Annotated in this window: 22 protein-coding genes; 11 read left to right on the plus strand and 11 right to left on the minus strand. The window is 60.7% G+C overall.

Features of this window, described 5'->3' with window-relative positions:
• Nucleotides 1-25: 25 nt before the first annotated feature.
• Together JO015_02850 and JO015_02855 are read right to left on the minus strand one after the other, a co-directional pair.
• Nucleotides 26-715, minus strand: coding sequence for a rhomboid family intramembrane serine protease (locus tag JO015_02850; GenBank protein MBV9998030.1), 690 nt, complete (start codon nucleotides 713-715; stop codon nucleotides 26-28).
• Between the two features lie 29 nt (nucleotides 716-744).
• On the minus strand, nucleotides 745-1548 hold the full coding sequence (locus tag JO015_02855) for an alpha/beta fold hydrolase (GenBank protein MBV9998031.1): 804 nt from the start codon (nucleotides 1546-1548) through the stop codon (nucleotides 745-747).
• A 203-nt stretch (nucleotides 1549-1751) separates the two neighbouring features.
• Between JO015_02855 and JO015_02860 the strand changes: the two genes are divergently transcribed.
• Both JO015_02860 and JO015_02865 read left to right on the plus strand, forming a co-directional pair.
• Complete coding sequence (locus tag JO015_02860; protein ID MBV9998032.1) at nucleotides 1752-2066, plus strand: DUF1992 domain-containing protein; 315 nt, start codon at nucleotides 1752-1754, stop codon at nucleotides 2064-2066.
• A gap of 90 nt (nucleotides 2067-2156) precedes the next feature.
• Nucleotides 2157-2504 (plus strand): hypothetical protein, encoded by a 348-nt coding sequence (locus tag JO015_02865; GenBank protein MBV9998033.1) that lies wholly within the window; start codon nucleotides 2157-2159, stop codon nucleotides 2502-2504.
• 63 nt (nucleotides 2505-2567) lie between these two features.
• Here the strand turns inward: JO015_02865 and JO015_02870 are convergent, their stop codons facing one another.
• Nucleotides 2568-3332 carry a L,D-transpeptidase family protein gene (locus tag JO015_02870; protein ID MBV9998034.1) on the minus strand — a complete coding sequence of 255 codons (765 nt, stop codon included), beginning with the start codon at nucleotides 3330-3332 and terminating at the stop codon, nucleotides 2568-2570.
• A 428-nt stretch (nucleotides 3333-3760) separates the two neighbouring features.
• Here JO015_02870 and JO015_02875 point away from each other — a divergent pair, with 428 nt between their 5' ends.
• The 3 genes from JO015_02875 to JO015_02885 all read left to right on the plus strand — a co-directional run bounded on the left by JO015_02875 (nucleotide 3761) and on the right by JO015_02885 (nucleotide 5778).
• Nucleotides 3761-4324 carry a hypothetical protein gene (locus JO015_02875; protein ID MBV9998035.1) on the plus strand — a complete coding sequence of 188 codons (564 nt, stop codon included), beginning with the start codon at nucleotides 3761-3763 and terminating at the stop codon, nucleotides 4322-4324.
• Between the two features lie 93 nt (nucleotides 4325-4417).
• Nucleotides 4418-4816, plus strand: a complete 399-nt coding sequence (locus JO015_02880) for a translation initiation factor (protein ID MBV9998036.1) — start codon at nucleotides 4418-4420, stop codon at nucleotides 4814-4816.
• Nucleotides 4817-5598: 782 nt separating this feature from the next.
• Entirely contained in the window at nucleotides 5599-5778 is a 180-nt protein-coding gene (locus tag JO015_02885; GenBank protein MBV9998037.1) for a hypothetical protein, read from the plus strand.
• A gap of 431 nt (nucleotides 5779-6209) precedes the next feature.
• Here the strand turns inward: JO015_02885 and JO015_02890 are convergent, their stop codons facing one another.
• On the minus strand, nucleotides 6210-7391 hold the full coding sequence (locus JO015_02890) for an RtcB family protein (protein MBV9998038.1): 1182 nt from the start codon (nucleotides 7389-7391) through the stop codon (nucleotides 6210-6212).
• 175 nt (nucleotides 7392-7566) lie between these two features.
• Between JO015_02890 and bamE the strand changes: the two genes are divergently transcribed.
• Nucleotides 7567-7875: an outer membrane protein assembly factor BamE gene (gene bamE, locus JO015_02895; GenBank protein MBV9998039.1), complete on the plus strand. Its 309-nt coding sequence runs from the start codon at nucleotides 7567-7569 to the stop codon at nucleotides 7873-7875.
• Between the two features lie 60 nt (nucleotides 7876-7935).
• On the opposite strand, the gene JO015_02900 is transcribed toward bamE, so the two are convergent.
• Nucleotides 7936-8661, minus strand: a complete 726-nt coding sequence (locus JO015_02900; protein ID MBV9998040.1) for an SDR family oxidoreductase — start codon at nucleotides 8659-8661, stop codon at nucleotides 7936-7938.
• Between the two features lie 205 nt (nucleotides 8662-8866).
• Here JO015_02900 and JO015_02905 point away from each other — a divergent pair, with 205 nt between their 5' ends.
• Nucleotides 8867-9517 carry a phosphoribosyltransferase gene (locus JO015_02905; GenBank protein MBV9998041.1) on the plus strand — a complete coding sequence of 217 codons (651 nt, stop codon included), beginning with the start codon at nucleotides 8867-8869 and terminating at the stop codon, nucleotides 9515-9517.
• Between the two features lie 127 nt (nucleotides 9518-9644).
• Here JO015_02905 and JO015_02910 read toward each other — a convergent pair whose 3' ends face one another.
• Entirely contained in the window at nucleotides 9645-11426 is a 1782-nt protein-coding gene (locus JO015_02910) for a hypothetical protein (protein MBV9998042.1), read from the minus strand.
• 5 nt (nucleotides 11427-11431) lie between these two features.
• Nucleotides 11432-12661 (minus strand): MBOAT family protein, encoded by a 1230-nt coding sequence (locus JO015_02915; protein ID MBV9998043.1) that lies wholly within the window; start codon nucleotides 12659-12661, stop codon nucleotides 11432-11434.
• Between the two features lie 106 nt (nucleotides 12662-12767).
• On the opposite strand from JO015_02915, the gene JO015_02920 reads away from it, so the two are divergent.
• A complete protein-coding gene (locus tag JO015_02920; protein MBV9998044.1) occupies nucleotides 12768-13322 on the plus strand; it encodes a hypothetical protein in 555 nt (184 codons plus the stop codon).
• Between the two features lie 2009 nt (nucleotides 13323-15331).
• Nucleotides 15332-15979 (plus strand): cysteine hydrolase, encoded by a 648-nt coding sequence (locus JO015_02925; GenBank protein ID MBV9998045.1) that lies wholly within the window; start codon nucleotides 15332-15334, stop codon nucleotides 15977-15979.
• Between the two features lie 93 nt (nucleotides 15980-16072).
• Here JO015_02925 and JO015_02930 read toward each other — a convergent pair whose 3' ends face one another.
• The 4 genes from JO015_02930 to JO015_02945 all read right to left on the minus strand — a co-directional run bounded on the left by JO015_02930 (nucleotide 16073) and on the right by JO015_02945 (nucleotide 18284).
• Nucleotides 16073-16411, minus strand: coding sequence for a cupin domain-containing protein (locus tag JO015_02930; GenBank protein ID MBV9998046.1), 339 nt, complete (start codon nucleotides 16409-16411; stop codon nucleotides 16073-16075).
• 262 nt (nucleotides 16412-16673) lie between these two features.
• Nucleotides 16674-16871, minus strand: coding sequence for a hypothetical protein (locus tag JO015_02935; GenBank protein MBV9998047.1), 198 nt, complete (start codon nucleotides 16869-16871; stop codon nucleotides 16674-16676).
• A gap of 63 nt (nucleotides 16872-16934) precedes the next feature.
• On the minus strand, nucleotides 16935-17141 hold the full coding sequence (locus JO015_02940) for a hypothetical protein (protein MBV9998048.1): 207 nt from the start codon (nucleotides 17139-17141) through the stop codon (nucleotides 16935-16937).
• A 465-nt stretch (nucleotides 17142-17606) separates the two neighbouring features.
• Nucleotides 17607-18284 (minus strand): 1-acyl-sn-glycerol-3-phosphate acyltransferase, encoded by a 678-nt coding sequence (locus JO015_02945; GenBank protein MBV9998049.1) that lies wholly within the window; start codon nucleotides 18282-18284, stop codon nucleotides 17607-17609.
• A gap of 240 nt (nucleotides 18285-18524) precedes the next feature.
• Between JO015_02945 and JO015_02950 the strand changes: the two genes are divergently transcribed.
• Both JO015_02950 and cax read left to right on the plus strand, forming a co-directional pair.
• Nucleotides 18525-20465: a RecQ family ATP-dependent DNA helicase gene (locus tag JO015_02950; GenBank protein MBV9998050.1), complete on the plus strand. Its 1941-nt coding sequence runs from the start codon at nucleotides 18525-18527 to the stop codon at nucleotides 20463-20465.
• Between the two features lie 46 nt (nucleotides 20466-20511).
• Nucleotides 20512-21609: a calcium/proton exchanger gene (gene cax / locus JO015_02955; protein ID MBV9998051.1), complete on the plus strand. Its 1098-nt coding sequence runs from the start codon at nucleotides 20512-20514 to the stop codon at nucleotides 21607-21609.
• Nucleotides 21610-21948 lie beyond the last annotated feature (339 nt).

Here is a 21948-nt window from a genome sequence, read left to right on the forward strand (position 1 = left end):
CCGACCTCCGAACTCCGAACGCCCTCTACGCGGCGCGTGCCACCAGGACGGGGCCGGCTACGGCCAGGCCGAAGGCCAGGACCCAGAGCGCCGGGGCATAGCGCGGGAAGCTGTAAGCGAGTCCGCAGATCGCACCGAAAAACAGGCCGCTGAAGTGGGCGGTGTTGGCCACGCCGAGAATATTAAAATGCGTGAGCACCACGCAGAGCACCGCCCAGCCGAGCATCATCCTGAGATTCTGGCTGACGTACCAGCGGAAGATCCGGTTCCGGCGCGACGCCCCCAGCATGAAGCCGAATACGCCGTAGATAACTCCGGAAAGCCCGATCCCGATGGCGTGTTCCAGGCCGAGTTGGTAGCTCGACGACACCCAGGCAAGAGCCACGAGTAACAGCAGGTACCGGATGCTGCCGATGGCTTGTTCGACCACCCGGCCGAGCGCCAGGAAGGCGAGCAGGTTGAAGACGATGTGCATGGGCGAGCGGTAGTCATGCACCAGCGTGATGGCCAGAACCGAGGGCCAACCCGTCTGCGGGAGATCACGAAGCGGGTCCACCAGGAGAGAAAAAACGGCTCGCCGGTTCCAAAGTTCGAGGAGATAAATGAGCCCGCACAGCACGGTCACCGCATAGGTCACCACGGGCGGGGTCATGCCGGCCGGCCAGAGTCGTCGCCTGGTATCGGCTCCGTTGAGCACGCGGGTCGAGGGATGCATGAAGGTGTCCTTTCGGTCCGCTATCCGTGTCAGAGGAGAAACCGCTGCAGAAATCCGCTGACGGCTTCGTTGAAGGCGTGGACCTGTTCGACGCTGCCCAGGTGAGCGGCGTTGCTTAACGCCTTCAGCTCCGACCCGGCGATCCGCTGCCGGCTTTGTTCCGAGACGGCCGGTGGAAAATTCTTGTCCTGCTCTCCGGCGATCAGGAGCGTCGGAACCTGGATGGCCGGCAATCGGTCAAGGACGTCCAGTTCCTGAATGGCCCGGCAACAGCCCACGAACCCTGCGACCCGGGTGGACCGGAGCATGCCGGCGATCCATCCCATCGTCGCCGGTGCGGCCTCACGAAAACCGTCGGTGAACCAGTTCTGCAGGACGAGCGGCACCTGGCTTCCCATCCCCTCGGTTTCGACTTTTTGGATTCGCTGGTCGAAGCCGGCCTTTGCCTGCGGCGCGGTTCGGCTTCCGGTGCTGCAGAGCACGAGGGCGGAAAGCCGTTCGGGGTATTGCAACGCGAAGACCTGGGCGATCATACCGCCGATGGACAACCCGGTGAATGCAACCCGATCGATCCGGAGGTGATCCAGGAGGCCGGCCGCATCCGCCGCCAATGTCTCCAGACGGTAAGGCGTTTGGCCCACCGCACTTCCTCCATGCCCGCGCAAGTCGTACCTCAACACCTGAAAATGTTGCTCCAGGACTGGGACTTGGTAGGCCCAGACGTTGAGGTTAACGCCCAAAGGATGGCACAAGATCACCACCGGCCGGCCCGGCTCTCCCCCGAGGGTATAGTTGATCTCAACTCCGTTGATCGTCGCTGCTTGCCTGTTCATGTTTTATGGCCGTTCGATGCCGGGCAACTCTCCGGCGACGCGCACCACGGGATACTCGACGTTTTACGTTTACTCTCAACCCTCAAGTTCAACCCTTACCCGCCGGCGAGCGCGACGAGGTCCGGCAAAACCTGCGTGACTTTTTCCGGGCGTAAGCGACAAATGCATCAACTCCTTCCGGCTTGAGGTTGTTAACGTTGTTTATGGGTTTGGGAATCGAGAAAATCATCCAGGAATGGCTGGCGAGATCCTCGCACGAGCAGCTTCCGGGCAAAGGCAAGCCTTTGGACCTTGACGAGTACTTCCGCTGGCCGGAAGACCTGCGCTTTGCCTACTCGATTCTGAAAAACTCGGGGTACGTGCCCGAGGAGGTCGACCTGCTGCGGGAGATCGGCCGGCTCGAAGAGGAGATCGGCCGGTGTGCCGACCCGGCGGAAAAGCGGCGGTGGCGACAGCGTCTGCAGGAGTGCCAGGTCAATTTGAATATGCGCCTGGAACAACGCCGCCGCCGGCATTGACCATGGCAGGGCAGGGCACCAACACCCTCGGTGAGACCCTGAACTTTTCCTCCGGTCGTGAAACGGCGCGGGCCGGTTTACTGATCCGGTATGACTGACCGGCATTATTATTTCGTTGTCGATTTTGAAGGTGAGACGTCCACCGATTTAACCGCTTTCGGCGAAAGCCTGACGCGCCGCTCGGTAGTGGTGGAAGTCGGCCCGGAGGCACTGACCCCGGCGGAAGGCGCCACCCCGCGCGCTGAAGCGGAAGAGGCCGCTGAAGTGGCCCGAGCCATGGCGAATGAGGTTGTCAGGGACGTAATCCCGGCGATCCCCAACACCGCCGGAGAGGTCACCCCCATCAACGGGTTACCACGGGGCGTAGAGGATCAAGACCCCAACATTGACGATCCGGGCGTTCGCGCCTGGCTGCGGCCGACTGCCGCTCAGGAATAGAATAAATAGTCCTCCACTCTCCATCCGCGCGACGTCGCTGCTCGAGACCTGGCTGGCCTAAGCCTAATTGATCGTAACGAGCGTACCGATCGGAGTGGCATCAAAAAGGGCTTTCGCCACGGTTTCCTTCCCGACCCGGATGCAACCGTGACTCGCCGGCCGGCCCGGGTTATACCCCTGGTGGATGCCGTATTCGCTGAAGGACAAGCGCAGAAAGTATGGCATCGGCACCTTGTAAAGCGAGGATTTGCGGGTCCTCTCCTTGTCGGTGACAAGGTAGTAACCCGGCGGCGTGTCATGCCCCTTGCGCCCGGTCGAGATCTTTCCGGATACGACGGCCAGACCATCCTTGTAGAGAATGATCGTCTGAGGTGCGATCCCAATCTTGATCCGGTAATGGGCGGCCGCCGGGTCACTGTTGAACAACGATCGGGCCAGTTCCGGGTACCCGCACCTTGCCGCGTACTGGGCGGCAATCCAACCCCAGCTCGACGTCAGGTAGCGATTGGCTCCCTGCCGGACAAATTGGTTGCAGAGCGCTGCATCGCCGAGTGAAGCGGCCATGATCAACGGCGTCGCCTTCGTCTCTTCCGCAAAATAGTGCGCAATCCGCGTGCTGCGGCCAGCGGCGATCTGCAGCAGGGCCGGCGTCATCGGCACCCGCCCGTTCAGGTCTGCGCCGTTCGTGAGCGCCTGATTAATAAGCAGTGGGTTTGAGGTTAAGATTCCCTGCCCAAGCTGGTCCTGCCGGAAGTTGACCGCCCCTCGTGTTGCCTCAGAATTGATCCCGCCCCAAAAAAGCCAGAATAGAACCCAGATTGGTGCCATACACCCGTAAAGGAATGGGCAAAGCGTTTACCTGAAACGCCGATCAGGATCAATCCTTAAGTGTGACGGGTAACGGGTAACGAGTGTCGGGTGGAGTTTGGAGCGGCTTCGCCCCACGGGTGCGTAATCTGTGGGCGCTTTCTCTTTTCTGGGCTGAATCTGTTTTCCACCGTTCCCGGGCAAGCTTCCTGCTGCCCGGGAGAGTTGTGCAAGGACGGGGCCTGAGATCGTTAAAGTTGGGAGCAGCCCGGCCGTTGGATAGGAAAAAAAGGCTGCGCCGGGAGGACCACATGCCTCCATGAGCAACCGGTCAATGTGATCGGCATAGTTGATGGTTGGTTACATGGCCGGCATGCAAGAAGAATTGCAAAAATGCCCGAAGACAACGACACTCCCTTCCCGTCAATACTCTGTTACGTGCGAGGAAGATGAGACACCACAACGGAAACCATGCAGGCACGGATGAAAGGAACGGCAATCACAAACTGCCACTGAACATCGAGGAACTGGTGGCCGCCGCCGAAGCGGCCTTGCAGCGAGCGTTCCGGCCGGAGCAGCATACCGTTGGCTGTGCGGTGCAGGCAGGGTCAGGGAAAATTTACGCAGGTGTAAACATCAAAGCGTGCGGCTACGGGCCGTGTGCAGAACCGATCGCGCTGGGGGCAGCCTTTACCGCCGGAGAACACGTAATAACCGGGATCGTGGCGGTACGCCGGAAAGAACGGGGCGAAGGCTTTCGGATCGTTTCCCCTTGCGGCAACTGCCGCCAGTTGCTGGTGGATTACGCCGCTTACGCCTGGGTGACTTACATCGATGGAAGCGAAGTCAAACACGCGCGCGCCATCGACCTTCTACCGGGGTATTACCGCACCCGTTGGAACGAGCGCCTGGGAAACGCGGTGGTTATTGAACCGTGGAGCGAACGGGAGCGAGCGGGAACGAACGGCAACGGCAATGGGAACGGAAACGGCGAGCGGGACCATTCAGCCTAAGCCAAGCCTGCCTGCCTGACCCGGTTGATTTCGGTTTGCGGTCCCGGTCCCTCCTGCGGGCCGGCGTTTGACGACCCCGTCTTTTTCTCGGGTATGGGTTCGAAACCTAAAAAGCGGGTCGAGGTCAACGCCGCCCAAGACCCGCTCGGCGATTTGGGGCGGGCATTCGACCAGGTTCAACTGCCTGAGTTGCCGGAAGGCAACAAGCTGAAACCGGCGCCGCCGGAGCGGCCCGGCCCGCTGTGGAAGCCCGGCCGGGTGGTGCTGCGCCGGGAAACGGCCCACCGCGGCGGCAAGGTGGTGACGGTGGTCGACGATTTCGCAACGCATCTGCCTGCCTCGTTTATCGACGATGTGGCCAGGAAACTCCGGCAGACCTGCGGCTGCGGCGGTACGGTCAAAAACCGGCAGATAGAAATTCAAGGCGACCAGGTGCCGAAGGTCCGCGCCTTCCTCGAGAATGAAGGTTTTCAGGTCGCAGGCGTCAGATAGAATGCCACAAATGGGGAAGTGGCGGGTAACGGGTAACGGGTAACGGGTAACGGGTAACGGGTAACGGGTAACGGGTAACGGGTGGCGGGTAACGGGTAACGGGTAACGGGTAACGGGTGGCGGGTAACGGGTGGCGGGTGTCGAGTAGAGTTCGGCGTCCGGAGTTCGGGGCGGCAGCGTACACGGCGCGGTGAGAGGTCCCTTTTGAATCTGTGTAATCTGTGTAATCTGTGGATGTTTTTTCTTTTCTGCGTTCTCGGCGTGTTCTGCGGATGATCTTTTTATCTGTGGATCCGCCGTGATCGCCCGGTGTTGCAAACTTGGCTTCCGGCGCGAACTTCCCCTGTGACAAGGATAATCGCTCGACTCGGGATGTTTTTGCTGCTTGCGGGCAGCGCGTTGCTCCTCAGCTCGTGTGCCGCCGGTGACCCCGGCCCGGATGCGCCCGTAACTGCTGCCGGCCAGGAGGGTTCCGGAGCGCCTTCAATTTTCGACAACAATCGCCCGATATATTGAGGGCACTTCCCGAACATGAAGGCGGCGAGCCCGACCGCAACCGGCCTCACGTCAATCTGATGCGGAAAGACGCCGAAGGCCTGAAGCGTGATGGGTAGCGGGTCCGCTACGATCGATTGGCTCGAGCGAAAAGAAATATCGCGGGCAGCAGCAAACCCGCTGCCAGGCACACCGGCCACCACCTGGATGAGCCAGGCGGCTGCGCCTGGTTCATTTGTTGAAGTTCGCGTTGTGTCCCCGCGCCACCCGATCTCCTGATCCCGGCGATGGCGCCGCGGGAACCGATGCTGGCGATCGAACCGGCGCTCCCGATACTCGCAATCGAACCAACGCTGCCGATGCTGGCAATCGAACCGATGGAGCCGATACTGGCCAGGCTGCCGATCGACCCGATGCTGGCGATCGAACCGATCGAACCGCGGCTGGCCAGACTGCCGATGGAGTGAACGGAAAACTTGGAACCGGGAGAGCTGTTATCGGGGCCTGTCATCATAGTTACGCGGTAGTTCGCGGCTCGCCGTCACACGGCGGGCACAGCGGAAGAGAATCACACGGCGCCACGGCGGAACACGGCGACCACGGCGGAAAGACAGAATCATCCGCAGAACACGCAGAGAACGCAGAAAAGAAAAACATCCACATATTACACGGATTGACGCAGATTAAGAGGACCTGGCGGCAACTCTAAGGCTGACACTCGCACCCACCCCCAGGATGCCGCTCCGAACCCCGAACCCCGAACTCTCTCCTCTTCCCGCCGTGTTCGCCGTGGCCCGCCGTGTTCGCCGTGTGAACTCAGTCGTCGTGCCCGCCAAAGCCGCTGTGCCCGCCGTGTGACCCGTTACCCGCCACTTCTTCATTTGTGGCATTCTCCTCCTCAGTCCTCGGCTCGCTCGCCGGCCGGGCTCATCTTCACGATTTTCGGGTCAAACCGGGCCAGGACTTCGACCAGGTCGGTCTGGGCGGCCATGACTTCATGAATGTCTTTATAGACCATCGGCACTTCGTCCAGCCCGGCCGAGATCACGTAGATGCCCCGTTCCTGCAACAAAGCTTTCGCCTCGGACCATTTCAGGGTCTTGATGGCCTGTTTCCGGCTCATCCGGCGTCCAGCCCCGTGGGAAGCGGAATTCAGGGAAGTCGGCTCGCCTTTTCCTCGGACCACAAAGCCGGGCGTCGCCATCGAACCGGGAATGACGCCGAGGACCCCTTCTCCGGCGGGCGTTGCTCCCTTCCGGTGGACGACGACCTCGCGCCCGGCGTGCTGCTCTTTCCAGGCGAAATTGTGGTGGTTCTCCACGTCGAGTCTGACCTCGACCCCGAGCCGGCGGGCGATGTGTTCATGGATGAGCGCGTGGTTGGCGGAGGCATAACGGCCCATGAGTTGCATGGCCGCCCAGTACTCCTGGCCGTCGTGCGAGTTGAGGTCGAGCCACGCCAGGTGCGCCAACGGCCCCGGCAAATCGGTGCGCCGGGCCTTGGCCAGCTTGCTGTAATGCTGGCAAATGGCGGCCCCGGTCCCGCGGCTGCCGCTGTGGCTCAGCAGGGCGAGGTAAACGCCTTCCGGCAACCCCGCTTCGGCGTTCGTCACCGTCAACGAACCAAATTCAACGAAATGATTGCCGGACCCGCTCGTACCCAGTTGGTCCCAGGCCCGATCCTTGAACCGGGCCGTGACCGGGCTTACCGACCAGTCGGCATCCATGACCTCATGCTGCCGCCGTCGGCTGAAGGATGAACCGACGCCAAACCGCGTCTCGCGTTCGATCGCCTGGACGAACCGCTCACGGTCAGCGTTCAGCTTCGCAACGGGTAGATCCAGCACGGTCAGCTTCATCCGGCAAGCTATGTCCACGCCGACCGCATAAGGGATGACCGCGCCTTTCACGCTGAGGACGCCCCCGATCGGTAAACCGTACCCGACGTGCGCGTCGGGCATGAGCGCGCCCTGAACCGCGACGGGCAACGAGCACGCATTCTCCATCTGCTCCCGCACAGGTTCTTCCAGCCCGGTGCCCCATTGGCGCCAGGGCACTTTCGCCGTTTTCTCCGGATCCATGATGCCTCGTCTTCTTAGCTTTCGGATCTCAGTGCGCTCCCGTGGCCGGCTTGCCGCCCTGGCTGGACCCTCCGTGCTTCCCTGAAGCCGATAAGTCCCCGTACAGGTCGGCAGCGGACAGGGCGTGGTGAGACCCTTTTAATCTCTGTAATCTGTGTAATCTGTGGACTTCTTCATGAACACATTGCCCCGTATTTCCCGCTGGATTACCTGCCTCGTGCTTCTCGCCTTAGCCGGTTGCGGCCAAACGGCCGGTCCCACCTCGAAAATCAACCGGGCGAATTACGACCAGATTCACACCGGAATGTCGAGGGCGGAAGTGCGGGCGATCCTCGGGCCACCCACTTCGGAGAGCACCGAAGACAAGATCATCTACAAGCGCACCATCTGGCGCTACGTCCAGGGGGATAAGTACATCAACCTTACCTACAAGAACGACGAACTCGACGGCAAAGACACCAACCTGGGAACGGGTAACGGGTAACGCCCAGCGAGTGGCAGCGCTTTCCCAGGCTCAGCCCCGGCACCCGGCACCCGGCACCCGTCACAACTCCTGAGCTCTGGGCAGCATGACCAGGTCGCGAATCGTCACGTTCTGGGGGCGCGTCAGCATAAAAATGATCGCCTCGGCGACGTCTTCCGAACGCAAGCCGGCGCCGGCGTTTGCTTTCTGTTCGATCTCCGCCGGGTCGGTGACGCCGAAGAGTTCGTTCAGCACGATGCCCGGGGCAACCGCGCCGACGCGCACCCCGGTCGTAACCAATTGGCGGCGCAGGCCGTGCACGAACGATTGGATGGCGTGTTTTGAGGCGCTGTAAACCGGCTCCCAGTAGATCGCCAGGTGACCGGAGATGGAACTGGTGACCAGGATATCGCCGCTCCCCTGCCCGATCAGGTGAGGGAGCGCTGAGCGCACCAACCGGAACACGCTGTTCACGTTGGTGGCGATCAGCCGGTCCCAAGCGTCCGGGTCGCCGTCTTTGATGTCGCCGCTGACGTAAATACCCGCGTTGGCAAGGACGATATCGATCCGTCCGAACCGCTGCAACGTTTCCGGCACGAGGCGGTCGACCTGGGCCGGATCGATCAGATCAGCCGGGAGCCATGCCGTTTCCGGCTCAAGCTCAGCCGCCAGTTTTGTGAGGCGCTCCTCGGAGCGGCCCGTGAGCATCTGTTTGACGCCGAGCCGGCCCAGCGCCTGGGCAGTGGCGCGGCCGATACCAGAACTCGCGCCGGTTACGAGCGCAACTTTTCCGTTTAGAGGTGGCATAGGGAGATCGGGGGGGTTATTGGGAATCGAGCGACGGTTTACCCGTACTTTGGCAGGTTCTCTGCCGCTGTGAATGGAATAGGGGGTTAATTGTTTTTAAGAAAGGGCGTTTTGCAAAAACCGAAATGCTCGCCGAAACGAGCATGGCTGTGAACGCGAACAAACCGGCATCGAACGCATCCGGTAAAACCGTTGCGGCGCTTCAGTGGAACCGTTATTCCAGGACCGGCATGATGCAGGCAGGCAATTAGCAGAGCGGCTGACGGGCCACCTCGATCAGTTGACCGGGGCCGTGGTGCTCGCCCTGCCCCGCGGCGGGGTGCCGGTCGGCTACGAAGTGGCAAAGGCGTTCAGGCTGCCTTTGGATATCCTGGTCGTGCGCAAGCTCGGGCTACCGGGACACGAGGAGCTTGCCATGGGAGCGATTGCCAGCGGTGCCGTGCAGGTCCTGAACCCGGAAGTTGTGGATGAACTGCCTCATGCCCCGACCTTGATTTCTCTGGCGCTCGCGCGCGAACGTCCGGAACTGGTCCGGCGCGAGGAACTATATCGAGGGGATCGGGCGCCGGTGCCGGTCGAAGGGCGACCGGTAATCGTGGCCGATGACGGTTTGGCCACGGGCTCAACCATGCGAGCTGCCGTCCTCGCCCTCCGGCAACGCCAGGCGCGGTTCATCCTGGTGGCGGTGCCCGTAGCCCCGCGCGAGGTTTGTGAACGTTTGCGGGCTGAAGCCGATGCCGTGGTCTGCGCGTTTCAACCGGCGCACTTTCGAGCCGTCGGTTTTTTCTATTCGGATTTCAGCCAGACCGGCGACGAAGAAGTCCGGCAATTGCTGGCCGCGTGTGCGAAATTTTAAGCCGTCGCCATTCCGCCGCCATGAAACGGTTTTTGGTTTTTCCAGCTGACCGGGTTCACGAGCCTGCGCACCATCACCGCCCAAGACGTCCAGGGCCGGTTTGAGCAACGTGGCTACGCTACCCTCCTTAATGGCTCAACGCGGCTGAGAATGGATGCAGATCCCGGCCTTGCCCGTGGCCGACGAGTTCGCCCCATGCCGGCTCTTCCAATTCCAGGACCGCGTCGTCGAGCTCGCTGCGGTTGATTTTCTCGTATTGCGTCGCGACATCCGCCCACGCGCGCAGACGTACGGTGACGCGGTCGCCGAAACGCAGCCTCGCCGCGGGCATCCACACGTTGTCGCGCATGCTCCAGAGGCAAACCAGCGCTTGCAAAGGTTCCGACGGAGGTTGCGACGGCCCGGTGACGTCGACCAGGTGCAAGGTGAGGGTGTGATCCTTGTAGGGTACGCTGCCAGGCAACGGCACTCCTGAAATCGCCTCTACGGTACCCGTCACCACGCTCTCCTCACCCGATTTGGGGTTGAAGAATTGGAACGGCTGCGGCTTTCCGGTTTTCAAGGGCAACAGTTTCCAGTTGCCGAAGGCCAGCTCACGCGCGGCAAACGCCCACACCACCACCTTTTTTCCCGCGAGCGGGTCCCGCCCACGGGCTAACTCAGAGCTCAATATTTCCCTGGTGGCGTACGAAGCGTCGCTATTACGCAGAATGCAATCCAACGGCTGGCCGCCGAGCGCTCGGCTGAGGTGCTCGGCAAATCCGGCCGACTCACCCCATCCCATGGATCCAAACGAAAATATATTACAAAAGCTGTCACCCAACAGCAGCACGCCGGCCTGCTTGCTCGGATGCCACATGGCGTTGCCGGCGAGAATCTGGCGGATAGCGACCTTCTGAGGAAGGTAAACGTTCTGTTGTGCGGGTAACCTTAGCATCGTGAACAGATCGCCCAGACCGGCGACTTCCTTTTCCGCGATTCGGAATGCGTTGGTGGGCGTGGCCGTGGCCGGGGACGCGTTGAGGAACGCCGCGAGTTGTCCTGCCACGAACTCCATCGTCTCCGGGCGCCAATGCGTGTCGGTTTCCAGGAAAAGCGGCGCGCCTCCGAGGGCGTGTTTGCGCGCCCGGAGGAGCGGTCCGGGATCAAACACGCGCACCCCCTCCGCGCCAAGCCGTGCCTTGAAATCCTCAAACGAGCCATTTTGCAGCGCTCCGGCGTTCTCCTGCCTCAGGTTGAGGGCGAGCATCTCGCCGTCAACGCACGGCTCTACCGGTACCGGCATGACGACCAGATCAATCGCGCGCCTCGCCAGTTGGTTTCGGAAATCGACGATCCCCTTGACCGGGTCGGGCTGGATGCCGGCCTGCCGCGCTCGCTCCTTCAGTTGCGCCGGATCGAGGAAAGGCGGGCCGGTGACGTATTCGACATCCGGCCGGTAAAAAAGCCACCGGTTCCGTCCCACGTAAGCCTGCTCGTTTCCGATGCGCAGTATGCCGGTGAGCACAGCCTGCATCCGCGGCAGCAGCCATTGTGCAAACGCGGATTTATCCTGGACTCCTTTCTCAACAGCCTTGATCTCCTCAGCGTCAGGCGCCAGGTGACCGAGGTCAGCGAGGCTGCGCACCCCGCAGATTTTTGACCAGGAAGGCAGCAGCTTCAAAAGATCGAGCATCGGCAGCGCATCGTCCGTCCCGGACGTCCGGAGTTCGGTTATGATCTGCACGGCCGGCCAGGTACCGATGGTCAGCAGGAAGAGCGTTACCAGCAGGCAACGCGTTCCCCGAGTGAAGGCCGTTTTTTTGAGCGCACGCTCCGCCTCTTCTTCACGCGAGATAAGCCGGTCTGTGTCCGGGAGCGGATGCTGACCGTCTCGTGCAACGGGTGGTATGTGTGACTCTTGAGGCATCGTTCTCAGAAAATAAAATAGATGAATGGATTGGATTGTTGGGCTGCCAGCATCGCCAGAGCCAGCCAGCCAAGGCCAAAACAGATGCTCGCTTTGGGCAAGGTCATGACCTGCGTCCAATGCCACGTTTGCATTCCTGTCCAGACCACCACGGCGGCGATAAAAAACGACAACAGGTAGTAGGGCTTATAAATGATGCCGGATACCAGGGTCGCAACGGGAAAAATATGTGCACCACCAAACATGCTTGTGAGATAGTTGGTGGCGTGGCGCAGATCCGGGGCGCGGAAAAACACCCAACCCAGGACCACGATGAGGAATGTCAACCCGATCCGCAGCGGCTTTGGCAATCTGCGGTAGAAGCTCGTTTGTCCCTGGCTCCGTTTGAACGCGAGCATGCCGCCGTGGATGCTGCCCCAGATGACAAAGTTCCATGAGGCGCCGTGCCACAAACCGCCGAGTAACATGGTGGCCATGAGGTTGAAGTAAGTCCTAACGGTGCCGCGCCGGTTCCCGCCCAGCGGGATGTAAAGGTATTCCCGCAGCCACGTGGAAAGCGAAATATGCCAGCGGCGCCAAAAGTCGGTGATGGATTCTGCCCGGTACGGCGAATCGAAGTTCTTGGCAAAAATAAATCCGAGCATCATTCCCAGCCCGATGGCCATGTCGGAATAACCGCTGAAATCGAAGTAGATCTGGAAGGCATAAGCGATCGAGCCGAACCACGCATCGACGGTGCAGATCGAACCTGCGTCAAACGCCGTGTCGGCGATCTTGCCGCACGGATTCGCAAGCAGGATTTTCCTGGACAGGCCAAGGACGAAGAAGGCCACGCCGCGTGCGAAGCCGTCCAGGGCTAACGTGCGGGACCGGAGTTGCGCCCCGAGAAACGAAAACTTGAGGATCGGCCCCGCCACGAGATGCGGGAACATGGAAACGAAACAGGAAAAGTCGATGAAGTTCACCATCGCTTCCGCATCGCCGCGATAGACGTCGATGGTATAGCTGAGCGCCTGAAACGTGTAAAAGCTGATACCAAGCGGGAGCACAACCTGGAGTGAGGTGTTCCACTGCATTGACGTCAGTCCCAAGGCGTGGACAAACCCGTTGTACGTGTCGACGCCGAGGTTGAAGTATTTGAAAAAACCGAGCGCCGCCAGGTTGATGACAATTGATACGGTGATGGCCGTTCGTTGCGTGGCGCTCCTCGATGCGCCGTGCACGAGCGTTTGCACCGGTCTGCGCGAAGACCATTCGAGAGGCCTTTATATGCACTCGACACATGGATGAGAATCCTAAAAGATTGAAAAAAACGGCGGCGAAAGGTACTGGTATGCCCCTGTGGGCTACTCTCAACGCACGCAGGGGCGTTTACGCCTCCTCACTTTACCGTTCTGCCTGTCGATCATCTGTTCTGTCAGGGTTGTTTATGGGCAGACCGGCCAGATCCCGCTTTCGGATGCGGCACAGGAATTCAGCCGTGCGTTGGCGGCAAAGGTGCAAGCCTTGGAACGGCAAAGCGCCACGGTGTTGGCTGGAGCGGATGGTTGGTTGTTCTTAACCTCCGAGCTTAGATTGTTGTCAGTCGGGCGCTTCTGGGGTGAGGACGCAATCAAAGTAAGCCATGCGCCCAAGCCGGAGTTTGCAGATCCGTTGCCGGCGATTCTGGATTTCCACGAGCAACTGAAGGCGCGCGGGATTACTCTACTGCTGGTGCCGGTTCCGCCAAAAGCCGCCATCTACCCGGAGAAAATTGTGCCCGGAGCGGCGGTTTCCGAAGACATCAGCAGCCCGTTTCTGGGCCGTTTTTACGAGGAACTGCGTGCGGCAGGCATTGATGTTCTCGACCTCAGCCCGCTGTTTCGCAATCTGCTTTTGCTTGTACTCGCCGCTTAACACCTCGCCGACATCATAAACGTACGCTACCAGAGATTCCTGGTACGGCAGGAGCTGGTCGATGCGCAGCGGCTTTGACTTGAACGCCAGGACGGCGCGGACGCTCAGTCCAGTCTCGGGCACCTTTTCACCTGGCTGCCCCGGCGGGATCGGAGCGGGGGTAGGAGGAGGCGTAGAAGCAGGAGGAGGCGGGGCAGGAGCGGGCGCCCGTTCTACCGGCATCTGGGAGGCCAACGGCCGCGAAGACAAGTCGCTCGCGATGGCCGCAAACACCTTCTCCGCCCACTGGTCCATCTGCTCCCCGAAAAAGTGTTCACGGTCAGGCGCCATGTGCCGGTACGGGTAGGAGACAAAGCGCCGGCTGTCAATTACGGTCATGGTTCCCGGGGTGATCGAACGAATTTGTTCAACGACGAAATCCTGGATCTCTTTTGACACTCTGCCGGACGTAGGGGACGCCACCCAGTACAATCTTTGCACGGGTGATGAAGGCTTGAGCGCTTCGGAAAGAAACGGGCGTACCAGGGATTTCACCGCTGGACCCTGCCGGTCCGGTTGCACGGTCTTTCTATCGCGGAAAAGGCCAAAGAGATTGGTTCCGGTCTGCATCACCACGATCTGCGGCTGAACGATCGGCAGCAGATCCTCCAGTTTCGGTACGGCATGACTCTGTGGCCGGTATCCTTGCGTTAAGCCGTAAGTGTCCTGGAATACCTTTGGTTTGGTGGTTCCCGGAATCGACTCGATACTCCAAAAACCGCAGTAGGTTTTGACGTCAGTGAAGGGCTTTCGTTTAAGCCAACTCACCGGGATCGTTCCGCAGGCCATGTAGGTGAAGGTAGCTTTCACCTGAGGATCGGCCCGGAAACGTTTATCCAAGTGCTCTCCAAATCCACACAGACTCAGAGAATCCCCCAAAATCAGCACGTTGAGGTGCGCCGAAATATCGGGGCGAAGCGTTGCCCCGGCGCCATTTTCCCGTACCAGCTTCTCCAGGCTCAGCGCGGATGGGACCGTTTGCCGGCCCTTCACCGCGCCACTTGCCTTTGCGCCCGCCGCGTCTGCTGGCGCGCCAGTGCGGACCTCGCTGGCAGGAGGCGCGCGGTTCGTGCCTTGAACCGCCAGCGCGGGGCCAGGTGTCTCGCGAATTGCCGGCAGCCCTGACGTATTCAGATCTGAAGCTTTCAGGTAAGGGGCCTGGACGTAGACTCCTAAGAGGGCGCAAACGCAACTGGCCAGCAAATGGATAAGTAGCCGTCGCGTGGTGTGGTGCCGGAAGTTTGCGGTCATCGTCTCCGTTGATCCCTGTATCACGGCAGTTCATTTCCCTTCAAAGGTAGTCAAGCGCGGCGGTGCCCTCTGTGGCGGTTTGAGTTCGCACTTTGCCCGACTCGGTTGATGCTTGTCGAACCCTCATTTGTGGAGTCCCGGCACACGCTTTTATAACGCCCCGGAGGGTCCCGCCTCGCAAGGAGCCGGCCAAAATGACAGCGGGTGTCGAGTTCGGAGTTCGGAGTTCGGTCACACGGCGGCCACAGCGGGTTTGGCGGGCGCAACGACTGAGTTCACACGGCGAACACGGCGGGCCACGGCGAACACGGCGGGAGGAGCAAAGAGTTCGGGGTTCGGAATGGCACCGTAGGGGGTGGGTGCGAGGGTCAGCCTTAGAGTTGCCGCCCGGTCCTCTTGATCTGCGTCAATCTGTGTAATCTGTGGATGAATTCCTCTTCTGCGTCCTCTGCGTGTTCTGCGGATGGTCCTAGACTTCCCGCGGGGTGAGCGTGCACCTCGGGGGAGATCAGACCCGGTTCTACGACGCCTCCGAACGCCGAACCCCGAACTCCGAACCCTTTCCCCTTCTTCCCGCCGTGGTCGCCGTGGTTCGCCGTGTTCGCCGTGTGAACTCTTTCGTTGTGCCCGCCAAACCCACTGCGCCCGCCGTGCGACCGTGTGACCGAACTCTCCACCCGGCGCTTGTCTTTGTGGCCTGTGCGGTCGACGATCAAGTCATGAACCCCAGAACCACTGCCTTGGTCCTGATCGAGTACCAGAACGATTTCACGAGCCCCGGTGGAAAGCTGCACGACGCCGTTAAACCGGTCATGGAGGCCACCCACATGTTGCAGAACACCGTCGAAACCGTGCGGCAGGCCCGCGCCGCCGGCGTCACGATTGTGTACGTGCCGATCCATTTCGCGGCCGATTTCCGCGAACTCAGCCCCTCCCCTTACGGCATCCTTAAAGGCTGCAAGGACAGCCAAAGCTTTCAACAAGGCACCTGGGGCGCAGAAATCACCGACGTGCTCAAGCCGCAACCGGGCGACATCGTGGTCGAAGGAAAACGGGGCTTGTGCGGTTTTGCCAGCACCAACCTCGATTTTGTGCTGCGGATGCGCCAGATCGAGACGGTTGCGCTGGGCGGCTTTCTCACGAACTGCTGCGTCGAATCGACCATGCGCACGGCCTACGAATTAGGCTACAAGGTCGTGACCCTGAAAGATTGCGCGGCGACGGTCAGCGAGGAAGCCCATCGGAACGCGATTGAACACGATTTCCCGATGTTCTCGCATCCAATGGGCCACGACGAATTCGTGGCTTCGCTGCAGGCTTCGGAAACCAAGGTCCGGGAGCCGGAGCCCCAGGCGGTTTCGGCCTGAGGGGCCGAGCCGAGCCGTGTCTACCGGGAGCGACGCGGTGAGGTTCTCCGAGCGGGCGCGCCCCTCCAAAGGACGCGCTCTGCCCGGCATCCCTCATTCATCCCGGCCATGCGCCATCGCCGGCGGACTCGTCGCTTCGACGGCAGTAAATTTCTCGAGAATCTTGTAGGCGTGTTCCGAACCCTTGGGTACGACCCAGGAATCGCCCGGTTCGAGAAGGACCATTTGTCCCTCCAGGTGCAATTCGGCGCGCCCGGAAATGACGAATCCGACGGTTTCGTACTCGCGGCTGGTAGGGGTGCCTCCCTCGCCCGGTTCCTCGTTTTCCCAGAGTCGCATTGAGAGGTGGACGCCTGCGGCGAGGTATTTCTGTCCCATCCTGCCCCGGGGTGAATGCGATGCGTTTACCTTGGTGATACTTTTGTCGCCCATGTTCGGTTCTCCTGGCGGTGAAAGACGTTTCGGTGCGTTGGCGCCTGAGAACACCTCGTCCCGCGTCCCGCAAAGCGTCTTCGCCTAGGTACCTTCGCGTCGGAGGCACCGGAAGGTTTTCGCCTGATGGGAAGAAGAAGAGCAAGGAGCCGCCGGGGGGCGGCAACCGCCGGAGGCGGCGGCAGTAGAATAAAACGAAAAGGGGGGGTTCCGGGGGGAGTCTGGGGGGACACGGGTCCAGGCAGAGACCAAACCCAGCGGTTCAGGCTGCGGTTTGTGCATACCTTCCCCGGACTACCTGACCTTCAGCGATCGTTTCGACCTCCTGCGGCCGCTCCGGAGCGTTCCGGAGGTAAGCCAGGTTAAAGGGCGTAAACTCCGCTTCGGCGGGCAGGGTTCCGTTTTGCTCGTGCCGCAGGCCATGAACAACCGCGGCAATAACGTAATGATTCGGGTCCATAAATAGATGATTCGATTGTGCAGGTTAACTGATCCACCATCGGGATACCTTCCGGAGAAGGTCTCAGACTTGTGGGGAGTTGAACGGGACAGCAGGCGGGAACACCGCGACCCGGCTGGGCCTGTCCGGCCGGCCGGTGGTTTCCCTTGGGAGCTCCCTCAGGTACGACAAGTCGAACGGTGTAAACTCGGGCTCCTGAACCCCGGACTGGCCTTTATTGCTAAACAGCAGGTCAAGCACTGAATCGGCGGCGGCAAAAGTGAAGATCATAGTTTTAATTTATACAGAATTCTATTGTGTTATATTATCGTCTAAGTCAGCGGCAGGGTGTACGTTGATTGGTTCCCTGACGGTTAGGCCTCGGCTTCGGAGGCGTTCTGCTCCTCCTGAACTTCGAGGTACGTGCTGATCGCGGTCGGACTTACGGCCAGAGCCGCGAGCAGAAGGGTAAAAACAATGCCCCCTAAAGCGTTGATGATTTCCATTTCCCTATTTTTCTCAAGTATTGTTTATACCTTGAGAACAAGACCCAGGGTTCCCTGCGGAACTTTCTGTATCTCGTCCTCTCAGCATCCCGGTGATGAAGATCCCTATCGGACCAACCCTCCAGAATGCCCAGAGAACTCAATTACTGCCTTGGAAATCTTCTCTACTGTATCACTAGAGTTATGAACGTCAAGCCCCCTGCATAGGGCCGCCGCCTCATCAAGTTGTCATGGCTGACATCCCTGATTACTACGGCGCAGGCACCCGGGAGGATGCGTTTCTTCCTTCCCCTTTGCGCGCCTGCGGTGTGGTTGGCAAATCGCCGGGCTGCAAATGGTAGGTGAGTAGCAGGTGCTCTTTCAGGTCGAGAAACGCCCGGGCTAACCCCTCCTGAACCGAATTTCGCGCCGTCCTCCGATCCACAGCGTGCGCCGGCCAGACCGGTTGGCCAAATGCCAGCCAGACGGGCGGGCGTTCCAGCCAGGCGCGAGGCCGGTAAAGCCGGTCGGACCCTAAAATCACGCACGGCACGACCGGCTTTCCGGCCAGGACGCTGAGCGCGGCCACGCCGGGCCACATCGGGGCGCCTTCCAGCACGGACCCCGGGCCCGCCCGAATCCCGGCCTCGGGGAAAATGCCGACCACCCGATTTTTCGCCAGCCGGGTGTGGGCCACCCGGAGGGCGGACCGGTCCGAACCGTCCCTGGAAACGGGAATCGCGCGCAACCAGTCGAAGAGGCGAGTCGCCGCGGGCCCACGGAACAACGCGTCCATCGCGATCCAGTCAATGTACCGGGGAAACCGGCACGAAATGATCACCGGATCGAAGTGGCTGATGTGGTTGGCGGCAACAATGTACCCGCCGGCGGGCAGGGAGGTCAGAAAGACGACCTCGGTACGGGTGGCGCACCTGAATAGAACGGCCATGGGCGGTCGTGCAACCGCGGGAAGCGCACGATGCATAAAACCGGTGATCTCTTTTCGCCGAGCCAAAACGGGAAAAGCGTACCATCAGCCCGCCGGACAACCAACCAACCGGTTCGCGGCGGCACGGCGGGCCCGAGAGGGGGGGTGGCACCGGGCGGCGACAGCGCAGGGCGGCACGGAGAAAAAACTTTTTGAAAATGTGTTTTACAATTGCCCGGCGGCGCCTAGACTCGCGGGACCATGAGCAGACCCGCGAACTCCGACGGCGCGGAGATCCGCGACACCCTGAAACGGGTGTTCGGCTACGATGATTTCCGGAACGGCCAGGAAAAGGTTATCCGTACGCTCCTGGCCGGCCAATCCGCCCTGGCGGTCTTCCCAACCGGCAGCGGTAAGAGCCTCTGTTATCAACTCACGGCTTTGCACCTTGACGGTCTGACGGTCGTCGTCTCGCCCTTGATCGCGCTGATGAAAGATCAGGTTGATTCCTTGCGCGGCCGTCGCATTCGGGCCGCGCGGCTTGATTCCAGCTTGACCCTCCCGGAGATCCGCGAGATCGACGACGACCTCAAGGCCGGCCGGTTAAAGCTGCTGTACGTCTCGCCGGAGCGGTTCTCCAACGAAGCGTTTCTCCATAAATTGCAGCGCCGGAAAATCGCGCTCATGGTCATCGACGAAGCGCATTGCATTTCTGAGTGGGGACACAACTTCCGGCCGGATTACCTGAAACTGGCGAAGATCGCAAAAAAGCTCGGCGTCGAACGCGTGCTGGCGTTGACCGCCACGGCGACCCCTGCGGTAGCCAAGGACATTTGCCAAACGTTCGGTGTCGCTGCGGACGCCTACGTTCACACCGGTTTTCACCGGCCGAACCTGCACCTCAGGGTTTCTCCGGTACGAGAATCAAAGCGGCTCGACGCTTTGGCCGAAAGCCTGCAGGAAAGGCCGAGGGGACCGACGATCGTCTACGTCACCCTGCAGCATACCTCTGCAGTGGTGGCAGCAGGGTTGGCGGGTCGCAGTCTGCCGGCACGCGCCTACCACGCCGGGATGGAGGCCGAAGAACGTGAGGCGGTGCAGGACTGGTTTATGCAATCTTCCGATGCGGTGGTGGTTGCTACCATCGCCTTCGGCATGGGCATTGACAAAGCCGATATCCGGTACGTCTACCATTATAACCTGCCGAAGAGCCTGGAAAACTACTCGCAGGAAATCGGGCGGGCGGGCCGCGACGGCCAACCCTCCCTTTGCGAGGTGTTAGGCAACATCGAAGACGTCGCAGCCCTGGAGAATTTCGTGTTTGGTGACACGCCGGATCCGGAATCGGTGGGGGCGCTGGTCGATTTTGTCCTGGCGCAGGTTAATGACTTTGACGTTTCGAACTACGAACTATCCCGGAGTTACGATTTACGGCCGCTGGTGGTGAGTACACTCCTAACTTACCTTGAACTGGAGGACGTGATCGAGGCAACGGCGCCTTTCTACAATGAATACCAGTTAGAAATGCTGCGGCCGGCGGCGGAGATCGCAGCACGCTTCAAGGGGGAACGATCGGAGTTTGTCCGGAACCTGCTTAACCTCGCCGTGAAAGCCAAGCGCTGGCATAACCTGGACGTTCGTGCCGCGGGCGAACAATTGCCGTCCCCGCGTGAAAGGATCATTCGCGCCCTGACCTACCTTGAAGAACAGGGCGACCTCCGCCTCAAAGCCGGCGGCTTGCGTCAAGGTTACCGGACCAAGGACCGCCCGGAAGATCCCGTCCGGTTGAAACAGCAGTTGCTTGCCCGTTTCGAGACGCGCGAACGGCAGGACCTGGAGCGCGTCAGGAGCGTGGTGCAACTCCTGGAGCAACCGGGGTGTCTGACCCGCCGTCTGCTGGCCTATTTCGGCGAAGAACTCGGTGGCGACTGCGGGCATTGCGGCCGTTGTGCCGGAGGCAAACCGGTAAAATTAGGCCAGAGGGCCAAAGGGCACCCAACCCTCCCGGATTCAGACGCGCTGGCCAGGTTGCGCCGCGACCATCGTCACGCTCTGGGCTTGCCCCGGCAACTGGCTCGTTTCCTGTGCGGCCTTACGTCGCCGCGGTTAATCCAGGAGAAATTGACCCGGCACCCGCTTTTCGGCAGCCTGGGAGCCGTTGCGTTTCGGGACGTCATGACGGCAGTCGACCCGAAAGGCTGAGGCGGGTTGCTTCGTTGGGAAACGGCGTGCGATAGCTGGAGGCGTGATCACACGCCTACGGTCGTTACTATCGTTAAACCTGCTCCTGATTTTTATACCCGTCGCTTTTGCCATCCGCTTTTATCCTCCCTGGCACAGCGACCTGGCGTTATTCATTTGCGCCGGGCTTGCCATCGTGCCGCTGGCCGGCTTGATGGGACGGTCGACCGAGGAGTTAGCGGCACATTTTGGTCCGGCCGCAGGTGGACTGCTGAACGCCACGTTCGGGAACGCCGCCGAATTGATCATCGGGCTTTTGGCGCTGTCGAAAGGGCTGACGGACGTGGTCAAAGCATCGATTACCGGCTCAATCATCGGTAACGTGCTGCTGGTATTCGGCCTGGCCGCGTTGGGCGGCGGCTGCCGTTACAAGGTGCAGCGGTTCAATCGTTCCGGCGCCCGGGTTTCCGCCACGTCGCTTTCACTCGCCTCCATTGCCTTGCTCACCCCCACCGTCTTCCACGTGACGGCAGACCTGCAGCGGGCCCGGGAGATTCCGGCGATCGAGGCGCACCTGTCCCTCGCCATCGCGGTGGTGCTTTTCGTGACTTACTGTTGCGTGCTCCTTTTCTCACTGATAACGCACCGCCAGCTCTTTGAGGCGGAGCACGCCGAGCCCGAACCCGGCCACCATTGGGCGCGAAGCAAGGCGCTGCTGGTTCTGCTCATTTCGACGGTGGCGGTGGCGGTCATGTCGGAATTCCTCGTCGGCACGATCGAAACTGCCCGCCGAATTATCGGCCTGACGGAGGTCTTCGTAGGGGTAATCGTCATCGCCGTGATCGGCAATGCAGCCGAACACTCCACCGCGGTCATAGCCGCGTTAAAGGACAAAATGGACCTGACGGTAGGTGTTGCGGTCGGGTCGAGCCTTCAAATCGCCCTTTTTGTGGCGCCGATCCTGGTGTTTGTGTCTTATCCCCTCGGCCGCCCGATGAACCTGGAATTTTCGCTGCCCGAGGTCACCGGCGTCGCCGTGGCGGTGTACATCCTCTTTCAGATCAGCGGTGACGGTGAAACCAACTGGCTGGAAGGCGTGCAACTGCTGGCGCTTTACCTGATCCTGGGCATTTTGTTCTTTTACCTGCCGCCAAAACCCGAGTGAAGGCGGGCACGGCGGGTGTGGCGGGCACAACGTAAGAGTTCACACGGCGAGCCACGGCGGGAAGAGGGGGAAAGCGTTCGGCGTTCGGAGTTCGGGGTTCGGAGGCGTCGTAGGACCAGGTTTGATCTCCCCCGGGGGGCACGCTCACACCGCGGGAAGACAGAATCATCCGCACAACACGCAGACGAACGCAGAAAAAGAATCCACGAAACCGGAGCTTGACATCGGCAGCTCGCCCCCATGATGCCGCTCCGAACTCCGAACTCCGAACTCCGAACTCCGAACTCCGAACTCCGAACTCCGAACTCCGAACTCCGAACTCCGAACTCCGAACTCCGA

This window comes from Verrucomicrobiota bacterium (assembly GCA_019247695.1).
Classification (GTDB): Bacteria; Verrucomicrobiota; Verrucomicrobiia; order Chthoniobacterales; family JAFAMB01; genus JAFBAP01.

What these genes read in the sequence shown, in the direction of transcription:
- JO015_02850 (MBV9998030.1), bottom strand. Translation starts at nt 715, where the DNA reads ATGCATCCCTCGACCCGCGTGCTCAACGGAGCCGATACCAGGCGACGA.
- JO015_02855 (MBV9998031.1), bottom strand. Translation starts at nt 1,548, where the DNA reads ATGAACAGGCAAGCAGCGACGATCAACGGAGTTGAGATCAACTATACC.
- JO015_02860 (MBV9998032.1), top strand. Translation starts at nt 1,752, where the DNA reads ATGGGTTTGGGAATCGAGAAAATCATCCAGGAATGGCTGGCGAGATCC.
- JO015_02865 (MBV9998033.1), top strand. Translation starts at nt 2,157, where the DNA reads ATGACTGACCGGCATTATTATTTCGTTGTCGATTTTGAAGGTGAGACG.
- JO015_02870 (MBV9998034.1), bottom strand. Translation starts at nt 3,332, where the DNA reads ATGGCACCAATCTGGGTTCTATTCTGGCTTTTTTGGGGCGGGATCAAT.
- JO015_02875 (MBV9998035.1), top strand. Translation starts at nt 3,761, where the DNA reads ATGAGACACCACAACGGAAACCATGCAGGCACGGATGAAAGGAACGGC.
- JO015_02880 (MBV9998036.1), top strand. Translation starts at nt 4,418, where the DNA reads ATGGGTTCGAAACCTAAAAAGCGGGTCGAGGTCAACGCCGCCCAAGAC.
- JO015_02885 (MBV9998037.1), top strand. Translation starts at nt 5,599, where the DNA reads ATGGCGCCGCGGGAACCGATGCTGGCGATCGAACCGGCGCTCCCGATA.
- JO015_02890 (MBV9998038.1), bottom strand. Translation starts at nt 7,391, where the DNA reads ATGGATCCGGAGAAAACGGCGAAAGTGCCCTGGCGCCAATGGGGCACC.
- bamE (MBV9998039.1), top strand. Translation starts at nt 7,567, where the DNA reads ATGAACACATTGCCCCGTATTTCCCGCTGGATTACCTGCCTCGTGCTT.
- JO015_02900 (MBV9998040.1), bottom strand. Translation starts at nt 8,661, where the DNA reads ATGCCACCTCTAAACGGAAAAGTTGCGCTCGTAACCGGCGCGAGTTCT.
- JO015_02910 (MBV9998042.1), bottom strand. Translation starts at nt 11,426, where the DNA reads ATGCCTCAAGAGTCACACATACCACCCGTTGCACGAGACGGTCAGCAT.
- JO015_02925 (MBV9998045.1), top strand. Translation starts at nt 15,332, where the DNA reads ATGAACCCCAGAACCACTGCCTTGGTCCTGATCGAGTACCAGAACGAT.
- JO015_02930 (MBV9998046.1), bottom strand. Translation starts at nt 16,411, where the DNA reads ATGGGCGACAAAAGTATCACCAAGGTAAACGCATCGCATTCACCCCGG.
- JO015_02935 (MBV9998047.1), bottom strand. Translation starts at nt 16,871, where the DNA reads ATGGACCCGAATCATTACGTTATTGCCGCGGTTGTTCATGGCCTGCGG.
- JO015_02940 (MBV9998048.1), bottom strand. Translation starts at nt 17,141, where the DNA reads ATGATCTTCACTTTTGCCGCCGCCGATTCAGTGCTTGACCTGCTGTTT.
- JO015_02945 (MBV9998049.1), bottom strand. Translation starts at nt 18,284, where the DNA reads ATGGCCGTTCTATTCAGGTGCGCCACCCGTACCGAGGTCGTCTTTCTG.
- JO015_02950 (MBV9998050.1), top strand. Translation starts at nt 18,525, where the DNA reads ATGAGCAGACCCGCGAACTCCGACGGCGCGGAGATCCGCGACACCCTG.